At 46.6% G+C, this 19,228-nt stretch carries 17 protein-coding genes and 1 pseudogene; 10 read left to right on the forward strand and 8 right to left on the reverse strand.

The features are described 5' to 3' along the window. Window positions 1-125: 125 nt before the first annotated feature. A complete protein-coding gene (gene aroE / locus DB847_RS22300; RefSeq protein WP_108652640.1) occupies window positions 126-944 on the forward strand; it encodes a shikimate dehydrogenase in 819 nt (272 codons plus the stop codon). 47 nt (window positions 945-991) lie between these two features. Here aroE and DB847_RS22305 read toward each other — a convergent pair whose 3' ends face one another. Further along, window positions 992-2,434 (reverse strand): APC family permease, encoded by a 1,443-nt coding sequence (locus tag DB847_RS22305; RefSeq protein ID WP_199911660.1) that lies wholly within the window; start codon window positions 2,432-2,434, stop codon window positions 992-994. A gap of 120 nt (window positions 2,435-2,554) precedes the next feature. Beyond that, entirely contained in the window at window positions 2,555-2,848 is a 294-nt protein-coding gene (locus DB847_RS22310) for a YerC/YecD family TrpR-related protein (RefSeq protein WP_108652641.1), read from the reverse strand. Window positions 2,849-3,115: 267 nt separating this feature from the next. On the opposite strand from DB847_RS22310, the gene DB847_RS22315 reads away from it, so the two are divergent. Continuing rightward, complete coding sequence (locus tag DB847_RS22315) at window positions 3,116-4,096, forward strand: DUF3369 domain-containing protein (protein ID WP_108652642.1); 981 nt, start codon at window positions 3,116-3,118, stop codon at window positions 4,094-4,096. Window positions 4,097-4,206: 110 nt separating this feature from the next. On the opposite strand, the gene DB847_RS25230 is transcribed toward DB847_RS22315, so the two are convergent. Further along, window positions 4,207-4,749 (reverse strand): alpha/beta fold hydrolase, encoded by a 543-nt coding sequence (locus DB847_RS25230; protein ID WP_199911661.1) that lies wholly within the window; start codon window positions 4,747-4,749, stop codon window positions 4,207-4,209. Further along, complete coding sequence (locus tag DB847_RS25235; RefSeq protein ID WP_199911662.1) at window positions 4,737-5,087, reverse strand: alpha/beta fold hydrolase; 351 nt, start codon at window positions 5,085-5,087, stop codon at window positions 4,737-4,739. Before DB847_RS25235 ends, DB847_RS25230 begins: the two co-directional genes overlap by 13 nt. Window positions 5,088-5,721: 634 nt before the next feature. Between DB847_RS25235 and DB847_RS22325 the strand changes: the two genes are divergently transcribed. Continuing rightward, window positions 5,722-6,498 carry a metallophosphoesterase gene (locus DB847_RS22325; RefSeq protein ID WP_108652643.1) on the forward strand — a complete coding sequence of 259 codons (777 nt, stop codon included), beginning with the start codon at window positions 5,722-5,724 and terminating at the stop codon, window positions 6,496-6,498. Between the two features lie 51 nt (window positions 6,499-6,549). On the opposite strand, the gene DB847_RS24605 is transcribed toward DB847_RS22325, so the two are convergent. The 3 genes from DB847_RS24605 to DB847_RS22335 all read right to left on the reverse strand — a co-directional run bounded on the left by DB847_RS24605 (window position 6,550) and on the right by DB847_RS22335 (window position 8,536). Then, window positions 6,550-6,705: a hypothetical protein gene (locus tag DB847_RS24605; RefSeq protein WP_159084798.1), complete on the reverse strand. Its 156-nt coding sequence runs from the start codon at window positions 6,703-6,705 to the stop codon at window positions 6,550-6,552. Between the two features lie 85 nt (window positions 6,706-6,790). Beyond that, complete coding sequence (locus tag DB847_RS22330) at window positions 6,791-8,014, reverse strand: MFS transporter (protein WP_159084799.1); 1,224 nt, start codon at window positions 8,012-8,014, stop codon at window positions 6,791-6,793. Between the two features lie 108 nt (window positions 8,015-8,122). Continuing rightward, window positions 8,123-8,536 (reverse strand): nuclear transport factor 2 family protein, encoded by a 414-nt coding sequence (locus DB847_RS22335; RefSeq protein WP_108652645.1) that lies wholly within the window; start codon window positions 8,534-8,536, stop codon window positions 8,123-8,125. Window positions 8,537-8,941: 405 nt separating this feature from the next. Here DB847_RS22335 and DB847_RS22340 point away from each other — a divergent pair, with 405 nt between their 5' ends. The 7 genes from DB847_RS22340 to DB847_RS22375 all read left to right on the forward strand — a co-directional run bounded on the left by DB847_RS22340 (window position 8,942) and on the right by DB847_RS22375 (window position 17,376). Next, the gene (locus tag DB847_RS22340) at window positions 8,942-9,820 is read left to right on the forward strand and encodes an AraC family transcriptional regulator (RefSeq protein WP_108652646.1); all 879 of its coding nucleotides are present in this window, start codon (window positions 8,942-8,944) and stop codon (window positions 9,818-9,820) included. Between the two features lie 130 nt (window positions 9,821-9,950). After that, window positions 9,951-10,538, forward strand: a complete 588-nt coding sequence (locus tag DB847_RS22345) for a GrpB family protein (RefSeq protein WP_234418460.1) — start codon at window positions 9,951-9,953, stop codon at window positions 10,536-10,538. Between the two features lie 51 nt (window positions 10,539-10,589). Further along, a complete protein-coding gene (locus DB847_RS22350) occupies window positions 10,590-11,000 on the forward strand; it encodes a nucleotide triphosphate diphosphatase NUDT15 (RefSeq protein ID WP_108652648.1) in 411 nt (136 codons plus the stop codon). A gap of 19 nt (window positions 11,001-11,019) precedes the next feature. Continuing rightward, on the forward strand, window positions 11,020-11,484 hold the full coding sequence (locus DB847_RS22355; protein WP_108652649.1) for an ASCH domain-containing protein: 465 nt from the start codon (window positions 11,020-11,022) through the stop codon (window positions 11,482-11,484). Window positions 11,485-11,700: 216 nt separating this feature from the next. After that, window positions 11,701-12,441 carry a 2'-5' RNA ligase family protein gene (locus DB847_RS22360; RefSeq protein ID WP_108652650.1) on the forward strand — a complete coding sequence of 247 codons (741 nt, stop codon included), beginning with the start codon at window positions 11,701-11,703 and terminating at the stop codon, window positions 12,439-12,441. A gap of 653 nt (window positions 12,442-13,094) precedes the next feature. Then, window positions 13,095-15,653, forward strand: a complete 2,559-nt coding sequence (locus DB847_RS22370; RefSeq protein WP_108652651.1) for an AAA family ATPase — start codon at window positions 13,095-13,097, stop codon at window positions 15,651-15,653. A gap of 16 nt (window positions 15,654-15,669) precedes the next feature. Continuing rightward, window positions 15,670-17,376 carry a DUF2357 domain-containing protein gene (locus DB847_RS22375; protein WP_108652652.1) on the forward strand — a complete coding sequence of 569 codons (1,707 nt, stop codon included), beginning with the start codon at window positions 15,670-15,672 and terminating at the stop codon, window positions 17,374-17,376. Here DB847_RS22375 and DB847_RS22380 read toward each other — a convergent pair. Beyond that, window positions 17,319-18,742 (reverse strand): annotated as a pseudogene (locus DB847_RS22380) (IS4 family transposase). The gene DB847_RS22375 and the pseudogene DB847_RS22380 sit on opposite strands and share 58 nt — an antisense overlap. Window positions 18,743-19,228 lie beyond the last annotated feature (486 nt).

A 19,228-nucleotide genomic window follows, 5' to 3' on the forward strand; every position in this document is an offset into this window, starting at 1 on the left:
CGTGTTGTGATTCATCGCAAACTATCGATGGATCTTTCAGCAAATCAAAAGCTGGCTAATCCTTGAGTCAACAGACGTTTCGGCGTTACATTGTCATTTACACTTTGAATCGACAGGACAGCTCCATGGATCTCTACGGCGTATTTGGCAACCCGGTCAGCCATAGTCTCTCGCCAACCATCCACCAACTCTTTGCGGCCCAAACCGGCCAGCAGCTGGAGTACCACAAGTACCCGGCTCCCATCGATGGTTTTGCCGATGCCCTGGACGCATTTATCAAAGCTGGTGGCAAAGGGTGTAACGTGACGCTGCCCTTTAAAGAGCAGGCCTTTGGTCTTGCTAAAAGACTGAGCAAGCGTGCCACCCAGGCCAAGGCGGTCAACCTGCTCTCTATCGACAGCGATGGCACCCTGTTTGGTGATAACAGCGATGGAGCCGGCCTTGTCCATGATCTCAAGGACCGCTATGGCTCACTGCAACAGATGCGGGTTTTGCTGCTGGGTGCCGGCGGTGCCGCCCGCGGGGCCCTGGGCTCTCTGCTCCAAGAGAGCCCCTCACAACTGGTAGTAGCCAACCGCACCTTGAGCAAAGCTGAAACTTTAGTCCGGGAATTTAGTGAGGATGGAGCACCCCTTCAATCATCCTCTTTTGAAGCCCTTGAGGGACACTTTGATCTCATTATCAACTCCACCTCCGCCAGTCTGAGCGGGCAGCTTCCGGCGATCTCCCCGGCACTGCTGGCTCCAGATACCGTCTGCTACGACATGGTCTATGGCAAAGAGATCACCCCTTTTAACCGCTGGGCAAAGGAGCAGGGGGTGCGGGAAACCCTCGATGGCTTAGGGATGCTGGTGTGGCAGGCCGCCGAGAGCTTCCTGCTGTGGCGTGGCGTGCTACCTGACGGTCAGGCGGTGCTCAATCAACTGAGATCTCAGCTCGCCTGATAACAGATAGCACCAGGCTCAGAGAGTGCTCTGAGCCTGCTCTCCCCTTAAGCCTCCTGAGCCAGCACAGGGTAGTCGGCGTAGGACTCGCGGCGCGAGTTCATCCGTGAACGAACCCAGCAGATCAGCAGCGGGATCACACACACCAGCACAATTCCTCCCACCAGCAATGTCTCATAGGCTTGCTTACTCATGATCTGGATCTGTGCCGGTGGCAACAGGCCCAGTGCAAACACAAACAAGCAGGTCAGGATCCCTACTCCGCCGACGATCAGGGTACCGGTTTTGCCTCCGGGAATCGCATAGCCCCGGGGCACCTCGGGACGGGAGAACTTAAGCTTAATCAGGGTTACGAACAGGAACAGGTAAAAAATTACTGAGACCTGGGCCGTCATTGCGGTCAACAGCCAGTAGGAGGCGTTAAACCCGGGGAAAAACAGAAATACCATTGCCAGCAGGGTAAAGAGCACTCCCTGGGCCAGCAACATGGCGATCGGGGCTCCCTGCTTGTTGCTCCAGGCCAGGAATTTAGGCGCGGTACCATCATCACAAGCCTGACGAATACATTTACTGGGCCCCAGGATCCAGGCGGAGACACCGGAGAATCCCCCCAGAATGATGCACACCATGATGATTGGCATCATCCAGGACATCTTGTAGCTGGCGAAAAAGATGGAGAAGGAGGTGATCACCGCCGACGAGAGGTTGATCTTATCCTGAGGGATCACCAGGGCTACCGCCAGCGAGCCGAGGATCGAGCAGCCCAAGATCAACAGGGTTGAATAGAGCAGCGCCTTGGGGTAGTCCTTCTTGGGGTTCTCCACATCCTGAGCGTGGATCGCCGACATCTCCATCCCCACCAGGCCAAACAGCATCCCCGAGAGGATCGCCAGATTATTGAGTTGGCTAAGATCAGGCAGGGCGTTGTGCCAGCTGATATCGATCGCCAGCGGCTTGCCCATCATCAGCCAACCGGCTGCCAGAACTATGATCAGCAACATCGGCAATATGGTGCCAAACAAAGATCCCAGGGTGCTGATAAAGCCGGATACCCGCATCCCGAAACAGTTAGCCAGGGTCGCCAGCCAGAACAGTACCAGGATGGCGATAAAGATCATCCCCTTATCGGTGGCAAGCTTGGGCTCAAAGATATAGAAGAAGGTCGATGCCAGGAACGACAGTATGGTGGGGAACCAGATGATGTTATACAGCCACTGGATCCAGGCAACCATGAAAGCTGCCTGCTTGCCGAACGCTTCGCGCACCCAGACATAGATGCCGCCGTTCTGTGGCCAGCCGGTTGCCATATCCGCCGCTGCCAGGGCGCTCGGGATCATGAACAACAAAGCCCCGGCAATATAGTAAAACACCAGGGATAGTCCGTATTCGGCACTGATCGGCAAAGAACGCAAGCTGTCGACCGCGATCACATTGATCATCACCAAAGAGAAGACGCTGAGCGCCTTTTTACCTTTTTTATTCGTCATCATCTTTTTCACCCATAAAAGAAAGCCCAGGCATGCTCCGAATGACACCAGTCACTCCCTGTGAGCTGCCCGATAGAAAACTGGAAAAATGAAGCCGTAGCGGCTTAGAAACTGCGGTGAGATTTAATGTCGATGATGCTGTTCGAGGCGGTTAAACATCAGCTCATAACCCCCCTCGCCATGATTGAGGGAGCGGGCTACCCGGCCGATAGTGGTAACGCTGACGCCGGTTTGTTTGGCGATCTCCCGGTAGGCTATGCCCTCTTTCAGAAGGGGGACAACCCGCCAGCGGTCAGCCATATCACTGAGCTCCTGGGGGGTGCAGAGATCGTTTAAAAACTGTTTTGCTTCCTCGGCCGAATCGAGCGAGGCTATGGTGGCATAGAGTTTTTCAAGGAGTTGATCTGGATTACTCATCTTATCGAATGCTTTGTTTGACGCCGAGCGCCTGTATTAATGTACTAGCATGCTATTACACTAATACAACTAAGGCAATCAATTTTTAACCAACTGCAGGTAACCCTGCTCAGTAAAAGCCCCCTCAACCACCGCAAGGGTGAGGAAATCAGTTGCGAATAACAAACTTATATAGCAAAAATCACGGCCTCCTAATCGCCCTGAGTCCCTATGTCCTTTTGAGCAAAAGCACTAAACTTAATGTAGTGCAGACGGAGAGCCTCCAAGATGACTGATGCCTGCTTTGAAGATACCGGACCCTTAGCAACTCTTACCGATGAGCCGGTCTGGAAGGTGGCAGTGGTTGATGATGAAGACGACATCCACTCCCTGACCCAGATGGTTCTCAAAGGTAAATCGTTTTTCGGACGCAAGCTGGAGATCCTGGACGCCTACTCGGGTGCAGATGCCAGGATTATATTGCGAGACAACCCCGACACCGCTCTGGTGCTGTTGGATGTGGTCATGGAAACCGATCATGAAGGGCTGGAGGTTGCTAAGTATATTCGGGAATCTCTTAACAATCGCCTCACCCGAATTACCCTGCGCACCGGGCAGCCCGGACAAGCCCCCGAGCTGGATACTGTCATTAATTATGATATTAACGACTATAAAGAAAAGACTGAGCTGACTTCGAAAAAGCTCATCACCGCCATCTACATCGCCCTGCGCTCCTATCGGGATATGCTGTCTATTGAAGACACCAAAGAGAACATAAAAAAGTTAATCCAGTCAGCCCATCATATCTATCACTCACACGCCATTAAGGATTTTTCATCACACGTGCTGCAACAGATGGTGGTACTGCTCAATCTCGGCAGCGATGCACTTTATTTCAAGATGAAAGACAGAAGATCCGACGATGATTACCTCTCCAGAGAGGTGTTGGCGGGAATTGGTAAATTCGCCAGCAGTAAAAACTGTGACGACCTCAGGCTGTCAGACCGATTCAACAGGGAGCTCACCGAGGTGAGGATCAATAAGTCCATCATGGTTTATGATGACCACTTCTTCGTATATTTCTGCTCCAGATCAGGGGCAGAACATATCCTGTATGCCTGTGGCTCTAAGTGTGAATCCCTCAGTGATGAAAGAAACAGGGAGCTCATCCACCTGTTTTGTAACCATATCGGCGATGCATTTGAGATGTTTTACCCCGGAGGAGAAGAGGTGCTGTTGCCGGGAGAGCAGCAGAGCAAACCCAACTAAAGATAGCCCCACAAAATTATCCCCTGCTCCTGCCATCGCTGTTTAGGCTGCCTAAGATAGCTTAGGCAGCCTAAACAGCGATCAGGCCGAAGAAGCCCGGTTGAGCATATTTATCTATCCGGCTTGTCACTCAGGAACTTACGGATCGCCGACAGAGACTGGGGCTCATCCAACATGGGTGCATGGCCAATCCCATCGATCTCGGCGACCCGCATGGCAGGATTTTCCTTTTGCATCTGTTTGACACAATCAGAGTGCAGAATATCGGAGATCGCTCCATGGATCAGCAGGGTCGGAAACTCCCGGGTCGCCCTGAATAGATCCCACAAATCCTCTGGCACCGCACTGTTCGGATCCCGCTCAATGGCGGTGGCGATACCGGGATCATAGCTAAGAACCGGTACTCCCTCACCGTTCTCGGCATAGAGCTGGCGGGCAAAGCGCAGCCACTGTTGCTGACTATAGTGCGGAAAGGCCACCTCGTTGAGCCGTCGGGTTTGCGCCGCTGCATCCTCCCAGCTTTTAACCGGGCTGCTCTTACCCGCATAGGACTTAAGGCGGGCCAACCCCTCCTGGTGAATTTCGGGGCCGATATCATTGAGGATGATCCCCGCATAAGGATATCTTTGCTGCGCCGCCATCAGCATCGCCATGATCCCCCCATCGAGGTTCCGAGCAGCACCAGATTATCCAGATTTGTGCCCCCTGCCTTTAGCAGTTCTATCAGGCTATAGACATCCTGTACGTAGCGGGCGGGATGGTAGTTACCGATCTCAGAGTCATACTCAGAGTTCCCCCTCCCGCGCACATCGATCGCAATCAGCCGGTATTCGGATTTAAGCTCAAGGCATAGCCTCTCAAAATCCGCCGAGTTGCGGGTCAGACCATGCATACAGAGCACAATGGTCCTGGCATCAGGGCTACCGTAGTCGCGGGCATAAAGGGTGAGGTTATCGTCGCTGTGGTAGCTGAGTTCCCGGTAATCTTTCATCTCATCTTTCCATCACCGGGATGAGTCATACCCGGCACAGTTGTAACTTCGAGCCTTCAGTCTCGATCCGATGAGCAGCCCATGCAAGCCCCTGGGGTGATGAAGTGTTTTTCCATGAGGGAAACAGTGGTAATGGTTAAATGACCTGCGATCGGTTTTATTATGCCTGCAGAATCAGTGTCCGGCCGCGGACAGCGGGGATAATTATCTGTCCTTCGGACTGATAATTATGGCTTAGCCATATTGTCGGGGGTGCCCGACGGCACCTTAAGGAGAAAGCGCTTTTCTCCTTAAGAATCCTCTCGCGCCCTGCACCTCGCTCAGCCCTCAGCTCACCTAAGGATTGGGGCACAACTCAGACAGTATGTCCCTATACTGGCTGAGCTCTCACGGCATCCATGCCGCTCAGCCTCAATCCTCAACGGTTCGCTTCGGCGCTCGCTGACGGGGAGTTAACACATATCTCGGTTCTGGATATTAGTTGATTGGATGCCAAGGGGAGTGTTTAACAAGCCTCTCTTGGGTTCTCTATTGTGTGCCTGGGTGAAATTGTCATCCCGATCCGGCGGGACTAAAATTTGACCCATACAGTGGTGTTTTTCTCTACAGCCTTCACTGCTGAGGGTCTAACCGAATGAAGATCCAATATCAGAGCGACCTGCACATCGAATTTTTTCGTGAGGAGATCGACTACCAGATCAGCGACATAGGGGCTGATCTGCTGATCTTAGCGGGCGATGTTGGCTTAACGGATCGGCGATACTTTGATTGGCTACTAAAGCAAACCGAGGGCACTCCCACCCTGATGGTTCTTGGCAATCATGAGTTTTATGGCATGGAGCTCTATCACACCGTTGAGGTATGGAAAAAGGCGCTGGTTGGTAGCAGTGTGCAGCTTCTGGATAAGGAATCTGTGGTCATTGATGGGGTGCGATTTATTGGAGCTACGCTCTGGACGGACTACCTGCTTAACAAAGATGAGTGGCAGGCGAGTTCAATGCAGCATGCTCAGGAGCGGATGAATGATCATCGCCTGATCAAGATCGCCTTCGAAGATGAGCAGTGCCTCTTTTCGACCTACCATGCCCTCGATCTACATCTCCAGCATCGATTGTTTATCGAAGCTGAATTGGACAGGGGCGACCCCAGTGTGGTGATCACTCACCACGCCCCCATCCGTAAATCGATTGAGTTTGACTACCGGGAAGACCCACTCGCTCCGGCTTTCGCCAGCGATCTATCCAAGGTGATCTTCAGAAATCAGCCCGAAGCCTGGATCCATGGTCATGTCCATCACAGTGTGGATATCTGTATCGGGAAAACCCGGGTGGTCTGCAACCCGAGAGGCTATGAGAGACTTGAGCTCAACCCTGATTTCGATCCCAAAGCATCTATAGAGATTGAGACTTAATCTGCCCTGTGAAACAGACACTGACGCGCTGTATAGGATCGCATGCCACGCTCACCAAGGATAATGGGTGCCGCCGAGCGACGGATTTAATGCTATCGCAACCCTTGCTCCATGCTGGATAAAACTCTCAGCGATAGCTCTACCGATTCCGGAGCTGCCACCCAGCACCAAGGTATTGGTATGTTTAAAATCAAATGGATTCATCATTACTCTCTCCATAAAAAATAAAATTAATACAACAAATAACAAGTAACTCCCGTAATGCTGACTAATCAATCGTTCCAGATATATATTAAGCTGTTGTTTCCATTGAGTAGGCTTTATTTCTGCTGCGTGTCACCAGAGAGAGCAGAACTCCAATAATAGCGACAACTATCAGTGTTAGCGGTAACACAAGTGAGTATTCACCGATATAGTTACCTGCAACAAATACCGTCGCAGCTCCAGTTAACAGGGTCAGAAATGACAGCAAGCCCGCAGACAAAGCACTATTGTGGGCGCCAGAAAGAGCCATCATAGAGCCATTGGGCAAGACAAAAGCGATACCAATAAACAGAATAAAGGCCGGAGCAAATATGGAATAGATATTAATGATCCCGGCATGAAATGCGGCTAACAGAAGCACGGATGCCAGCAGGATCAAACTGATACCAATAGCTAAAAACTTCCCCCCGGCATATTTGTGACTAAATTTACTCACGATGACGGCCCCAAAGAACAGACCAAAGGAGGTGATAAAGGCCAGTTCACCAAACTGCTGCGAGTTGATCCCGGCATATTGCTGTGCCACGACAGGGGCGAAAGAGTTAAACACATAGATAGAGGCGGATGCCACACAAACCAGGGCCACATAGCTAAAATAGCTCGGTTGCAGCAGGGCTTTCAGATAACCCGAAATAACCCGCCCGGCATGCACCTTTTGATGCTGTTCAGCCGGCAGCGTCTCCTTAAGCAAAAAGACGCACCCCAACACAAACAGATTGAACAGCAACTGGAACTCAAAAGATGCCTTTAGATCAAACAGCTGAGTTAGGCTACCACCAATAAAGATCGCCACTCCTGGCAGAAACGCCTGCATCAGGGTCAGGATCGCCAGTACGCGTCGAGACTCGCTTCCCTGGTGTACATCTGAAACCATAGTCAGGCCCAGCACCAAACCGGAAGCGGCACCAAAGGCATTGATCAAGCGCCCCCAGATCAACAGCTCAAAATTGAGATAGAAGATCGCAGCCAGTTGCATCAGGCTGCCGATCAGTGCCAGCAATATGCCAACCAGGGCCGCTGTCTTACGACCATAGTGGTTAGATATAGGGCCAAACACTAGCTGCGCAATGGCGTAGCCGATAAGAAACACCGACATCACCCATTCAGCTTTTGCAGAGGAGATTTGAAAGACCCGAATAATCTCTGGTAATGATGGTGCCAACAATACAGAAACAAACGATGCAAAACCATAAAGAAATATGAGGATGTAGACAGGGGGAAAATAACCGCTAGCAGCAATTTTTTGATGCATAATATTTCCTGTGTTAAAGGGCGACATGACTCGATATAAATATCAAGCCATATCCACATTGACTATCACTTTCCGAGCTGTGAACTATTAAACATGAATATAGATAACTTAGGACTTCTGAGCAGAAAGAACACGCTGATAACAATCGATAAGCTTCTGCTCATCTTCATATATTTTATAGCGCGTTATCTTACCCTCCTCAATATTAAAAAAGCATACCGCATCTGATTCATACTCCTCACCTGTGGCAAGAAATTTAAACTTAAGGTAAGCGGTCTCAATGACTTGCTTTTCATTATATGGGAAAATCGAGCGAGTCTCCCAACTTGTGAGCTGACACTCCTTCCCGATATTTTTCAGATGCTGAAGTATCGCCTCCTTCCCCTCATGGGTACCGCTCCAGCCACCACCCGCATTATCCGTATGCCATATTGCATCATCAGAAACCAGCTCCAGCGCTCCCTGAATATTTTTCTGTTTAAAATACTCCCGATACTGCTTAATTATCTCAACATGATTCATTACTTTATATCTCTAAATAAATTGTATTGGATATTGTAGTCACATCCGTTTCCCTATCAATAATCAATAGCTCAATTAAGAGTTACCCAAGAGGTAACAATGAAGCAGTAGCAGAAAGTCTATGAATTCGTCCTACGGCACAAAAACTCAGTTTTAAACAGGCTGTCGAGGAACAGTCACTCTCGCCAGCACAGATCCCCCCAGACCACCAGGCTGCTCGACAAAGCCCTGCCTTCTAACGACTATGTCACACTCCATATAGCCCGTGGTGAATTGGTGACGCCGCCTGATGGAGCTACAGCAACCCCTCTGTTCAGACTAAAGTTTGTTAAGTGAGCAAGAAATGCAAAGCAGCGGATTCCGGGGATCGTCATGATAGAGGCTCAACTGCGATGAGAGACATGAATGAAACCCATTAACAGAGCCCTTAACTATATCGAGGAAAAGCTGGCTGAAGATATCCGTGTCGAGGATATTGCACATGCCTGTGCGATCAGCCCTTTTCATCTTTCCCGGGTGTTTAATTACCTGACTGGTTATCCCCTGGGGCGCTATCTGAGACTAAGACGCCTGAGCGAAAGCGCTAAGCTACTTGCAAGTACAGATTCAGATATTTTAAGTATCGCTCTCGAGGTGGGTTACGACTCCCATGCGGTTTTTAGCCGAGCATTCAAGGCAGAGTTTGGCATTACTCCCAGAGAATTTCGCCTTCATAAAAGCCTCTTAATGCTCAACCTGTTACAGCCAATTACTTGGAGTTCAACCATGAATATTACGATTCCTACCCCCAAGGAAGAGACCAATCTGTCACTAACGGTTATTGGGGCATCCCACCGCTTTACCGGAGATAAAAATCCAAGAGAGTTCCTGATCAGTACATTCCTTCCTAAGTTATGGGCAAGATTCTCTGAGATCAAAGATCAGGCAGCTCCCGGATATCTTCAAATCATCAAGGATGCACAAAGCGAAGATGTATTTGACTGGTTTTCTGGAATGACGGTCAGCAAGGCAAAGGAGCTTCCTCAGGGCCTGGAGAGTACAGAGATCCACTGGGAGCGCTACCTTGCCTTCCCCTTTTGTATTATCGGAGATCGGCTCAGGGATTTCATTGAGGCTATCTATAGTGACTGGCTGCCAACTAAGGGCCTTCAATACAGGGTTGCCGAAGGAAGTCACATCCAGTGGCTCAAAAACTCACCAAACATCTCCACCCCGGAGGAAGCTGCGGAGCTGATCGCCTCCAGGGAGAAGATTGAGGGAGAGATCTGGATCCCTATTCTATGATCTTTTGCCGTGAGGGGAGCCTATCCCCTCATTCCAACTTCACTCAATCAATCCCGCTCGCTTCGGCACTCGCTGACGGAGAGAATTAAAAAAACTCTCTTTGATTTGTCCTTTTCGTCACGGGTGTATCGTGACTCGTAATATAGAAGATGTTGGTATTGCTGTTGATTTATCGATTAGGATGTATCTGGGAGATGGTATGGTACGCCTCACCTCTGAACACAAAGCTTTACCTTATAGAGGAAGTATGGACTTTCATCACGCGGATCAATATCAAACATGGTGCCATAAGAAGTTTATTTATTATCAAACTCAGGTGCTCAACTTGCTGCCTGACGCAAGAGTTGAACATATTGGCTCTTCATCCATTCCCGGAGCCATATCCAAGGGCGATCTGGATATTTTTGTTGGTGTCCATAGAGATGATCACCAAAATGCAGTACTTACCCTTACAAGCTTAGGTTTTCGAGAAAAGCTGGAGACATTGCGAACACCTGAGCTCTGTATGCTGGAATCAGATTCAGAAAACATCGCTCTTCAAGTCGTTGCAAATGATTCAAAGTTTGAATTCTTTTTGGTTTTTCGGGACAAACTGTGTTCTGACCCAACGTTGGTCAATCAATACAACAATCTTAAGAAATCGTGCGAAGGTATGTCACACAACGAATACCGTAATAGGAAGTCTATATTCATCGAGCAAGTTTTATCGCAGGCATAACAGACTAAAAACAACATTTCGCAAGTCAGATCAAAGAGGGAAGCAGAAAGAATGAATAGAGAAGTACGAGTGGGAGTTGGGGTGATTATCTTGCGAGACGGCTGTGTGTTGCTTGGGGAGCGCATCGGTGCCCATGGTGCCGGGACCTGGGCGACGCCGGGTGGCCACCTGGAGGTGGGCGAGAGCATCGAGGAGTGCGCAAGGCGTGAGGTGCTGGAAGAAACCGGCTTAGAGGTTTATTCGATCGAGAAGTTAAGCTTTACCAACGATATATTCGAGGAAGAGGGAAAGCACTACATTACGCTGTTTGTCACCGCCTCCTGCGATGGAGGCGAAGCCCAGCTCATGGAACCGCACAAGTGCATGCAGTGGCAGTGGTTCAAACCCGACGAACTCCCTACCCCCCTGTTCCTGCCCCTAACCAATCTGCTTAAAGAACACCCCGGATTAGTTGCAACTTAAATCCAGTGTCGAGGATAACATGGACAATAGAAGCAAAGCTTATTTACAACGATACCTTGAGTCGCTACCTACCAAAGTTGCTGAAAAATATTCCTCTTTTAGCTCAGACTATTTTTGCGCGGATGAGCACAACGCCAACCTCTGTGCCGAGCTGATTGTGCGTAGGGAGAAGCGCGCAACATGCAGCATGGATTATTGGTATAGCCATAAGGGTGAGCCAATGCCAGAGGCGGGGCACCTTCTGGTGGTGACCAACTGGAGTGGTGAGCCTGTGTGCATCGTCGAGATCACTTCGGTTACTAAGTGCAAATATAACGAGGTCACACCTGAGTTTGCTGCAGCAGAAGGTGAGGGAGACAAGACTCTGGCCTGGTGGAAAAAAGCTCATTGGGAGTTTTTCTCCCTGGAATGCCAGGAGCTCGGGATCGAGCCCAGCGAAGAGATGCTTCTTGTACTGGAGCACTTTAAGGTCGTTTATAGGTAAGAGCTGCCTCTTTTCAATTCCCCTCAGGAGAGCTGGTGATGGTTTTAAATCTTGCCAAGTATTTCGTATTCAACACTCTCAGAGTAGATGCAGGTCAACAATACCCATCCGAATCCTTGATAAAATCTCGCCCGGAAAACCGGGACAGCGCAGGGATATGGAACCACCATAGCCCTGGCGGTAGCGTCCCTGGTAAATCAAAGGAACCAAGGATTAATGGATCAGGCATTTGAAGCGATAAAGCTCAACTTCGAACAGATTGAAAAGTCACATGCTGAAAAACTGGCTCAGGGATACATAGCGGTCGACCCCTGGCTACAACGACAGAGTGAAGATAACCGGATTGGCTTAACCTTGCTGTTTCATGTTGGAGCCCAGCTTCAAAGTTACCCGTCGATATGCTCTGACTACAAGCCCTTTGAGGACTATCTGTACCTCTACCCTCAAGGAGATCTCCACATCACCCTGTTTGACATCTTTCCAGCGGTTTCGGGCTTTTCAATTTCGAGCGACGCCCTGAACCAGTACCGCAAGGCGATGGTAGAGCTGTTCCGGGAGATCGCTCCATTTCAAATCGATCTGGAAGGAGTGTTATTTACCGATTCGGCCGGGTTAATGAAAGGGTTTGATGGCCTGAAGCTCCATCAGATTCGAACCGCGATCCGCGAAAAGCTTACCGCACTGAAACTCCTATATCAGGAGCGTTTCGAGTCCAGGATCGCACACATCACCTTCTGCCGCTTTAAAGATGAACTCACCCAACCTCTCAAGCTACTGCAGCTGAACCAGAAACTTAGGAATCAGCCTCTGGGCTCCCTGCAGATCACCGAGGTCGATTTAGTCATTCATGACTACTATAACCTGAGCCATAAAACGGAGATCATCGCCACCATCCCCCTCGGCGGCAAGGAAAAGACGGCACCACAAACCCGCCCCATACCAATAACTACCACCTAAACCTTGATAGGATAACCCAAGAAAACTAGTACAGATTCAGGAAGCTAGAGCTACACAAGTGTAAGCAGTGGCAGTGGTTAAATCCGATGAGCTGCCCTCTCCCCTGTTTCTCCCACTGATTAACCTTCTCAAAGAACACCCCAAGCTCGACAGTAAGGTATCGAAGTAGATGCTAGTGAAACGTGAGTGATAGGTCGCAGCTGCTCCCTGCTTCTTAAATTCAATTCTCAACAGACTTCCTTAGCATCACTAATGGGAAACTAAGACCACCATTCAAACTAGTCGGAATAATTAAACTTCAAATGCAATAGAGGATCTACTCAATAGATAATCCAAATGTAAATAGCAGCTATGAAGTTATACCTCTAGCAGGAATGATGGATTTTTTCTATAATATTTCAAACAGGATTTTTAGTTATTGCATAAAGGATAAAGTAGGGAGATTCCCCCAACGCTATCACTAAAGAAACCTTTCCTCTATCCTTATGCTCCAGAAAAAAACAAAAACATCACAAGAAAAACAGTTTTCTAACAAGTCAACCCTGTTAACATTGCCTTTTACCAGAGCGATTATTTTTTATTCAAATAGAAGTGATCTCGAATTCACTTCCAATTAATTAACCTAAATTTAAAACAAGAGACAACAATAAACAATGAACAGTTTCGTTGATTTACAACAAAAACAATACAGCATCATAGCCACACAAGACCGAAAAAACCAATCAGGCGGTGGAATAGTAAACATTTTGTTTTACTTTGATGAACAAAATGAAATTCAAGCTTTAGATCCAGACATATTCCCTAGCGGAAAGTGCTGGATAATTAACGACTATGAAAATGCTATTGAATCAAAGTATCAGCCAGGAGAAATGTTTCGTATCAATGGGATCTCTCGCTCAAGAAATTCAGCAGATGAATCGACCTCCTCAGATGGGCTTGTTGAGTGGTGCTGCACAAGTACAACAAAAGTATCGAGCATAAGAAATGAATTAATCCAAGTAATTGATTGTCTCCTACCTGATATTAACACTGGTGAGTTGACTTGGTCAGGAGATGATCTTCAACGCGGCGTTTATTTTATAAATGACAAAAAAACCAATGAAGTTCACGGTCCATTTGAAATTACAATACAGATTAATGGTAACAATCGTCAGTATATTGCATCTCCGTATACAACCCCAAGCATAAGAATACCAAATCATCATATCACTGTTGTTGATTTCAATAAAATACGCAAAGCTGACATAATGCGAGATGCAGAAGTTAATGGTGAGATAAGAACATACGTTAGCAGCCTTAAACTCTATGCATCAACCATGAGTGAAATCTGGAATGTTATTGATTACATATCAGCACCTCAATTGATGAAGTTCATATCAGAAATAAAAATAAGCAACAACAAAAAATTAATATCAAACTCAAAGCTTGGGGAGGTTAAACGGGGTCTAGAGGAGTTCCTTAAGAAAAAAAAGAATAACTTAAGCAGCTCAACTAGATATGAACGGGCCATAGACCTTCTAAGCTCTGATGATTCATATCATGCAACATGGATAGATATACTTGATGAATACATCCAAACTAATCAAGGGCGAGAGGCACTAAAAAAACACTCTATTAACAAGCAAGTTCAGTCCAGTGACTTGCTAATAAAGCAAAAAAACAGTGAGCTGAAACAAATAGAGAGTGCTTTAGATACGAAGGAAAAAGAGTTAAGCGATATAGATAAAGAGATTCTTGAACAAAAAGATAAATTATCCAAGACAAAAGAAGAGGTTGAGAATAAGCTCCTATCAAAAAACAAGGCTTTGCAAGAAGCTCAGCAGTCATTAGAAAGCAAAATAAAAAAATTACAAGATGAGTGTTCAATAATTGAAAAAAAATATGATAGATTTGTAACGCTTGATCAAGTAAATCAGGAATTGAAAGACCTAAGCCGAGATAAGGAAAGATTAGAAATAGCAATCCGTCACTGCAAACGGACCTTAGGTGATCCAGAAAGCATGATCGAAAAAATTACAGAAGTTCATGCTGTAATGGACACTTTAGGTTACTCTCAAAGGACTTCAACTCAAGAAAAGTCCATTCAGGAGTATCGACCAGAATCATCAATTTGTGAATTTAAACCAACACATAAAAATACTCTTAACTTCATTCATACGATAACACAGTCAGTTAATGATATGGATGGCCGTGAACTTAGTGAGGCTGAAGTTGCTAATCTGTTAATTTGCATGCAACAAAACCTTATGATGATATTACAAGGCCGCCCTGGGGTTGGAAAAACATCTACAGCTATTAATCTTGCGAATGCTCTTGGTATTCATAAAAGAGGAAACGGATTAAACAACTCTGATTTTTTGAATATTCCAGTTGCACGAGGATGGTCAAGCTCTCGCGATCTTATCGGGTTTTATAATGGGCTTAGAGATATATTCCAACCCGCTAGAACAGGACTTTATGAATTCTTGATTAATGGGGAAAAAGAAGAAGCCAAAAATCCACGAATAGTTCTTCTTGATGAAGCGAACCTTTCACCAATTGAGCATTACTGGAGTGATTTTATTGGTTTAACTGATAAAGAAGGGATGGACCGTGCAATTGATACAGGCATAAGTGGCGATAAGAGATTTATACATCCTGCTCGCAATAACACACTGCGATTTATTGCTACTGTAAATAATGATAGCACTACTGAGCCATTGTCTCCTCGCCTACTTAGCCGAGCGCCAGTGATCTGCATGGATAATATTGATATCAGTACAGAAGATACGCTTGGTGGCGAGCTAACTGAACTTGATGGTGTCTTAAGTGCAAACATGATGGAAAGAATATTTGGTCGTTCTGCAGATAATGATGACAGATGCAATGGTGATGATTTAGCTGAGTGCTTGCATAATATTATTAACATTGGAATTAAAAATGCCCCTGCACTAAGAGAATCGCTCCAGATTAATGGCCGAAAGCAACAAGCAATTACAAGTTATCTAAGGGTGGCTGGCAGTATAATGGTTGACAATAAGGCTCTAGCACAAGATTTTGCAATGTCTCAATTTGTACTACCTCATCTCAATGGTGAGGGCGAAAAAGTACGCTATGCTATATTGGAAATGATAGAGCAAGCCAGAAGTAACTGCTTAGATCGTAGCGCAAAAATTATGGAAAAAATCCTTGAGGATGGTGATAGCTACTTACAAAGCTACTCATTTTTATAAAATCCGGAGCATTTATATGATTCTGGAACTATTCAACTTAAAGAGATCTGAGGGTGACTGGGAGTCAATCACTCTCAATCCCATTGGTGATCAGAGGATACAGCCCGCTGTTGCTGAAATTCTCGAGACTGATCAAATAAAATTCAGGTTAAGCTGTCAAGGAGAGTATCAATCCGCAAAGCTTATTATTGAATCTATTGAGATTGCTGGTAGATTGGTGAACTCCGACTCCCCAATAACATCATTTGAATGGATGCCAAGTCATAATAGAAAGTTTGGCTACGATGCTCTTTTTCTGCATTTTTTTGGAGTAGCAAACTTAGCCATTGAGCTTTCTAATAGTGATAATGACTCAGTCATTGAGTTATTCGAACCCATAAATATACATGGTCGAAGGATAACAGCTGAGAGAGCAGAGTCGATGCTGAAATATATATCTAATACAGCTGATAAATACATTTTGGAGACGTTAAGTCCAACATCTTTCGGCTCAAAGTTAACTAAAGATGGAATCGCGCCAGCAGATTTACTTGATCGGCTAGAAAAATCATTGTCTGAAGTTGACTTAGCTATAAGGAAAGTTATCAGTCGACCTATCACAAGTCTACGTTCAAATCCTAGAGTAATTTACAACCCAAAGGCAGAGTTAATAGATGATTTATCAACTGAATGGATTGGTGAGCATGCTGGGTTAGGTCAGGATGCAACATGTGAAAATGACGGCCTATTTAAGTTTGGTTTTCATTGGAAAGGTATGCCAGACGTACGAGTTAATTCTCCATATCAGAGCATGGATATTTATGAAAATCAACTAATAGCTTTCTACTTAAAAAAACTGGTAGCTGAAAGTAGGCGTATCTACAACCAATGTAAAACCCACCCCAAAAAAAGGATCTCTTATTCATCAGGTGCAATCCGGGATGGTTACGTCAGCTTTTATGATGTATCAAACAAAAGCATCAAATCTGCAACAGCCAAATATGCCCACAGAGCAAAAATATGCGTTGAAAATGCAGAGAAAATATTGAGAGCATTTAATAAACATGTCCCCACAACTAAATCACCTCATCGCTTAGTGGTTACTGAAAAAATTAAAAACAACCGTCACTACGCACTGCTAATTAAACATATTAAAGAATGGCTAAATGTCCGCCATATAAACTGGATTGAAAAACATGTTTTAAGCTCTGTGAATTCAACACCATTACTATTTGAATACTACACTGTATTGTTAACTGACAGCTGGTTAAAAAATAATGGCTCTAGTAATTCTAACGGATTATTTGATGGTAGCATTAGAGGTCGACGAGCAAAACTATTATATGAGCCAACATACCCATCGCCTAGATATAAAAGTATATCAGAGCATGGCATTTGGAGTTGTGATATAAATGTGATAAAAGGTCGACGCCCAGATATCGTAATTGATATTGACTACGATACCCCTGAAGAGAGAGAACTTGTAATATTAGATGCCAAATGCCGTAAGGAAAATATAGTACTTAGAGATGAACTCCCTACTTGCAGCATTAAATATGGCTATGGAATTCGGGATGCTAATGGCAAGAGTCCAGTTAAATCAGTTATAATGTTACATCCTCAACCTAAGTTTAAAAATGATGAGTTCCTTGATTTTTATTCTTCACCTCACGGGCTGTCTCTTGATCAGATCTCCAAGCCTGAAGTCATAGCCTCTCTGGCAACCATAAATCCTCGAAGATAATCCTGAAGTCGATTCCAACCTTCCCAGAGAGTATCCCAGCCTGCGATCCCGCTTCGTTTGGTATCATTGAACCCTCCCAGCTTTGCAATCTCCTGGTAAGCCCACTCCAAACTCGGTTCGAACGTTTGCTTCTTATTGCGCAGCAAGATCAAGAGCTTAATCTCTTCTCCGGTAAGCACTCGTGACGCACTTATCTGACTGACCTCCTTCGCCTCTTTAATCAGGCCCAGCTTCTTCAGGCTGAGTGGCAAGGTAAAACTCTCCCGCAACTGCATCAGCCGAACCGCTGAAAAGCCAAGTATCGACGCCATTCGCTCCAGATTGTCTACCGACCCCATTCTTAGCTCTTCTACACCTGCACCGGATTTCCAGGCTTTGTGGAAATCCTCCACTCGCCATCTGGCCGTGTAGCTCTGGATAACTTTCAGGGCCTCTTCCAGAGTTGAAACTGGCTCGCTGGTCAGCAGAAGCCAGCGGATCGGCTCTGCACCATTAGGCTGACCCAGCTCTTCAGCCAGTACTGCGTTGAGGGTGAGAGTTCTGCCCCCTGAGTGAGGGTCAATGAGCTGCTAAAGACTTGTAGCCTCGCCTTGCGAGTCGGCCGATTCTTCCGTTTCCCATGCTTATCTACCATCCCTTTTTGAGGGATATGAAGCTCATATCCGCCCAGGGAAGCTTGGGAGCGCAGATGTTCATCTAAAGGGAGTCCGGACTCTTCCACTTTGCGCATATGCTTTGCCCGCACGATAAATCTTTCTTGGTGCTCCTTCTTATCCTTGAGATAGTCAAAGATATCTGCTTCTCGATCACAAACGGTGATCACCCGGGACATCAGCGCTCCCATCCTGTGTCGGCAAAGGGCTGACGCATCGGGCCACTTACCACTCTCTTTCTCGTCTGCATCCTCAGGGTTATCCGGCCGCAACCACCACTCCTGATGAACCAACCCTATCGTTTGCTGCGTTCGGGCATTGAGTAGTAACTGGGAATGCACCCAGAATCCTCTTGATTTATCCTCCTTCTTTCCTAATTTCCCCAGCTTCGAAGCGGCTTGGTGCTTGTAACTTAATGAAGAGGTGTCCTCCAGAGCCAGGAGTTCGGGAATATCCTGGGCTATCTCAACTGTCCTTTCAAAACCAGCCTGACGTATTTTCATTGGTTCGACCTTTGGATTACGGATAAAGCGATAGCTGCCTTCAAGCAGGGCATCGTCACCCTCACAGGAAGCGGCCAAAGATTTCCCCACATGTCTACCACAATGGCTGGCGAGTGTGACTAACCGGGCTGTACGCCGCACGTCTCCAAGCTGTGCCGAACCAAAGATGTGCTGGGCCCAGCGTTGGGGATCATGGGGAGAAATCTGCATCGTATGAGTACCTTGAAACGGGATTATACGATGATCAGATCACTCTATGCTCAGAAAGTTCCCCTGCTCTTGAGATGTGTAGAAGAGACAGCCTCACGGGTTAATGGGTATAGCTCGCGCATATCCAGTTTTAGGAGCCCAGAGGATAAATATAAATAGTCAGGGCAATGAGTTTGGATTATCTAAACTACTTGAGGTTTTAGTCCTCGATCATTAACAAAGTAGATAGCCATAAATCCTAGCGTTCATCAGAAATGATAGATATAGACAGTACAAACAGGGATTCAACTCCACAAGTTTGTACTGTCTTATATAAAAAATCAATAAGGCCCGCAACACGATAAGATATGCTCCCCTTAAGAAAGCCCTAACCAAGGCTTAAGAGATTTCATTCCTTCGAGGCAGGACGCCGAGCCACGAAGCTCGATGTCGGGAACATCGTATGCGTAGTGAGATTTTGCTTACTTTTGACGATACAAAAGTAAG

Source organism: Dongshaea marina (assembly GCF_003072645.1).
Classification (GTDB): Bacteria; Pseudomonadota; Gammaproteobacteria; order Enterobacterales; family Aeromonadaceae; genus Dongshaea; species Dongshaea marina.

Bases quoted from the DNA above. Each gene is read 5' to 3' on its own strand.
- aroE (WP_108652640.1), top strand. From the start codon at position 126: ATGGATCTCTACGGCGTATTTGGCAACCCGGTCAGCCATAGTCTCTCG.
- DB847_RS22305 (WP_199911660.1), bottom strand. From the start codon at position 2,434: ATGATGACGAATAAAAAAGGTAAAAAGGCGCTCAGCGTCTTCTCTTTG.
- DB847_RS22310 (WP_108652641.1), bottom strand. From the start codon at position 2,848: ATGAGTAATCCAGATCAACTCCTTGAAAAACTCTATGCCACCATAGCC.
- DB847_RS22315 (WP_108652642.1), top strand. From the start codon at position 3,116: ATGACTGATGCCTGCTTTGAAGATACCGGACCCTTAGCAACTCTTACC.
- DB847_RS25230 (WP_199911661.1), bottom strand. From the start codon at position 4,749: ATGGCGATGCTGATGGCGGCGCAGCAAAGATATCCTTATGCGGGGATC.
- DB847_RS25235 (WP_199911662.1), bottom strand. From the start codon at position 5,087: ATGAAAGATTACCGGGAACTCAGCTACCACAGCGACGATAACCTCACC.
- DB847_RS22325 (WP_108652643.1), top strand. From the start codon at position 5,722: ATGAAGATCCAATATCAGAGCGACCTGCACATCGAATTTTTTCGTGAG.
- DB847_RS24605 (WP_159084798.1), bottom strand. From the start codon at position 6,705: ATGATGAATCCATTTGATTTTAAACATACCAATACCTTGGTGCTGGGT.
- DB847_RS22330 (WP_159084799.1), bottom strand. From the start codon at position 8,014: ATGCATCAAAAAATTGCTGCTAGCGGTTATTTTCCCCCTGTCTACATC.
- DB847_RS22335 (WP_108652645.1), bottom strand. From the start codon at position 8,536: ATGAATCATGTTGAGATAATTAAGCAGTATCGGGAGTATTTTAAACAG.
- DB847_RS22340 (WP_108652646.1), top strand. From the start codon at position 8,942: ATGAAACCCATTAACAGAGCCCTTAACTATATCGAGGAAAAGCTGGCT.
- DB847_RS22350 (WP_108652648.1), top strand. From the start codon at position 10,590: ATGAATAGAGAAGTACGAGTGGGAGTTGGGGTGATTATCTTGCGAGAC.
- DB847_RS22355 (WP_108652649.1), top strand. From the start codon at position 11,020: ATGGACAATAGAAGCAAAGCTTATTTACAACGATACCTTGAGTCGCTA.
- DB847_RS22360 (WP_108652650.1), top strand. From the start codon at position 11,701: ATGGATCAGGCATTTGAAGCGATAAAGCTCAACTTCGAACAGATTGAA.
- DB847_RS22370 (WP_108652651.1), top strand. From the start codon at position 13,095: ATGAACAGTTTCGTTGATTTACAACAAAAACAATACAGCATCATAGCC.
- DB847_RS22375 (WP_108652652.1), top strand. From the start codon at position 15,670: ATGATTCTGGAACTATTCAACTTAAAGAGATCTGAGGGTGACTGGGAG.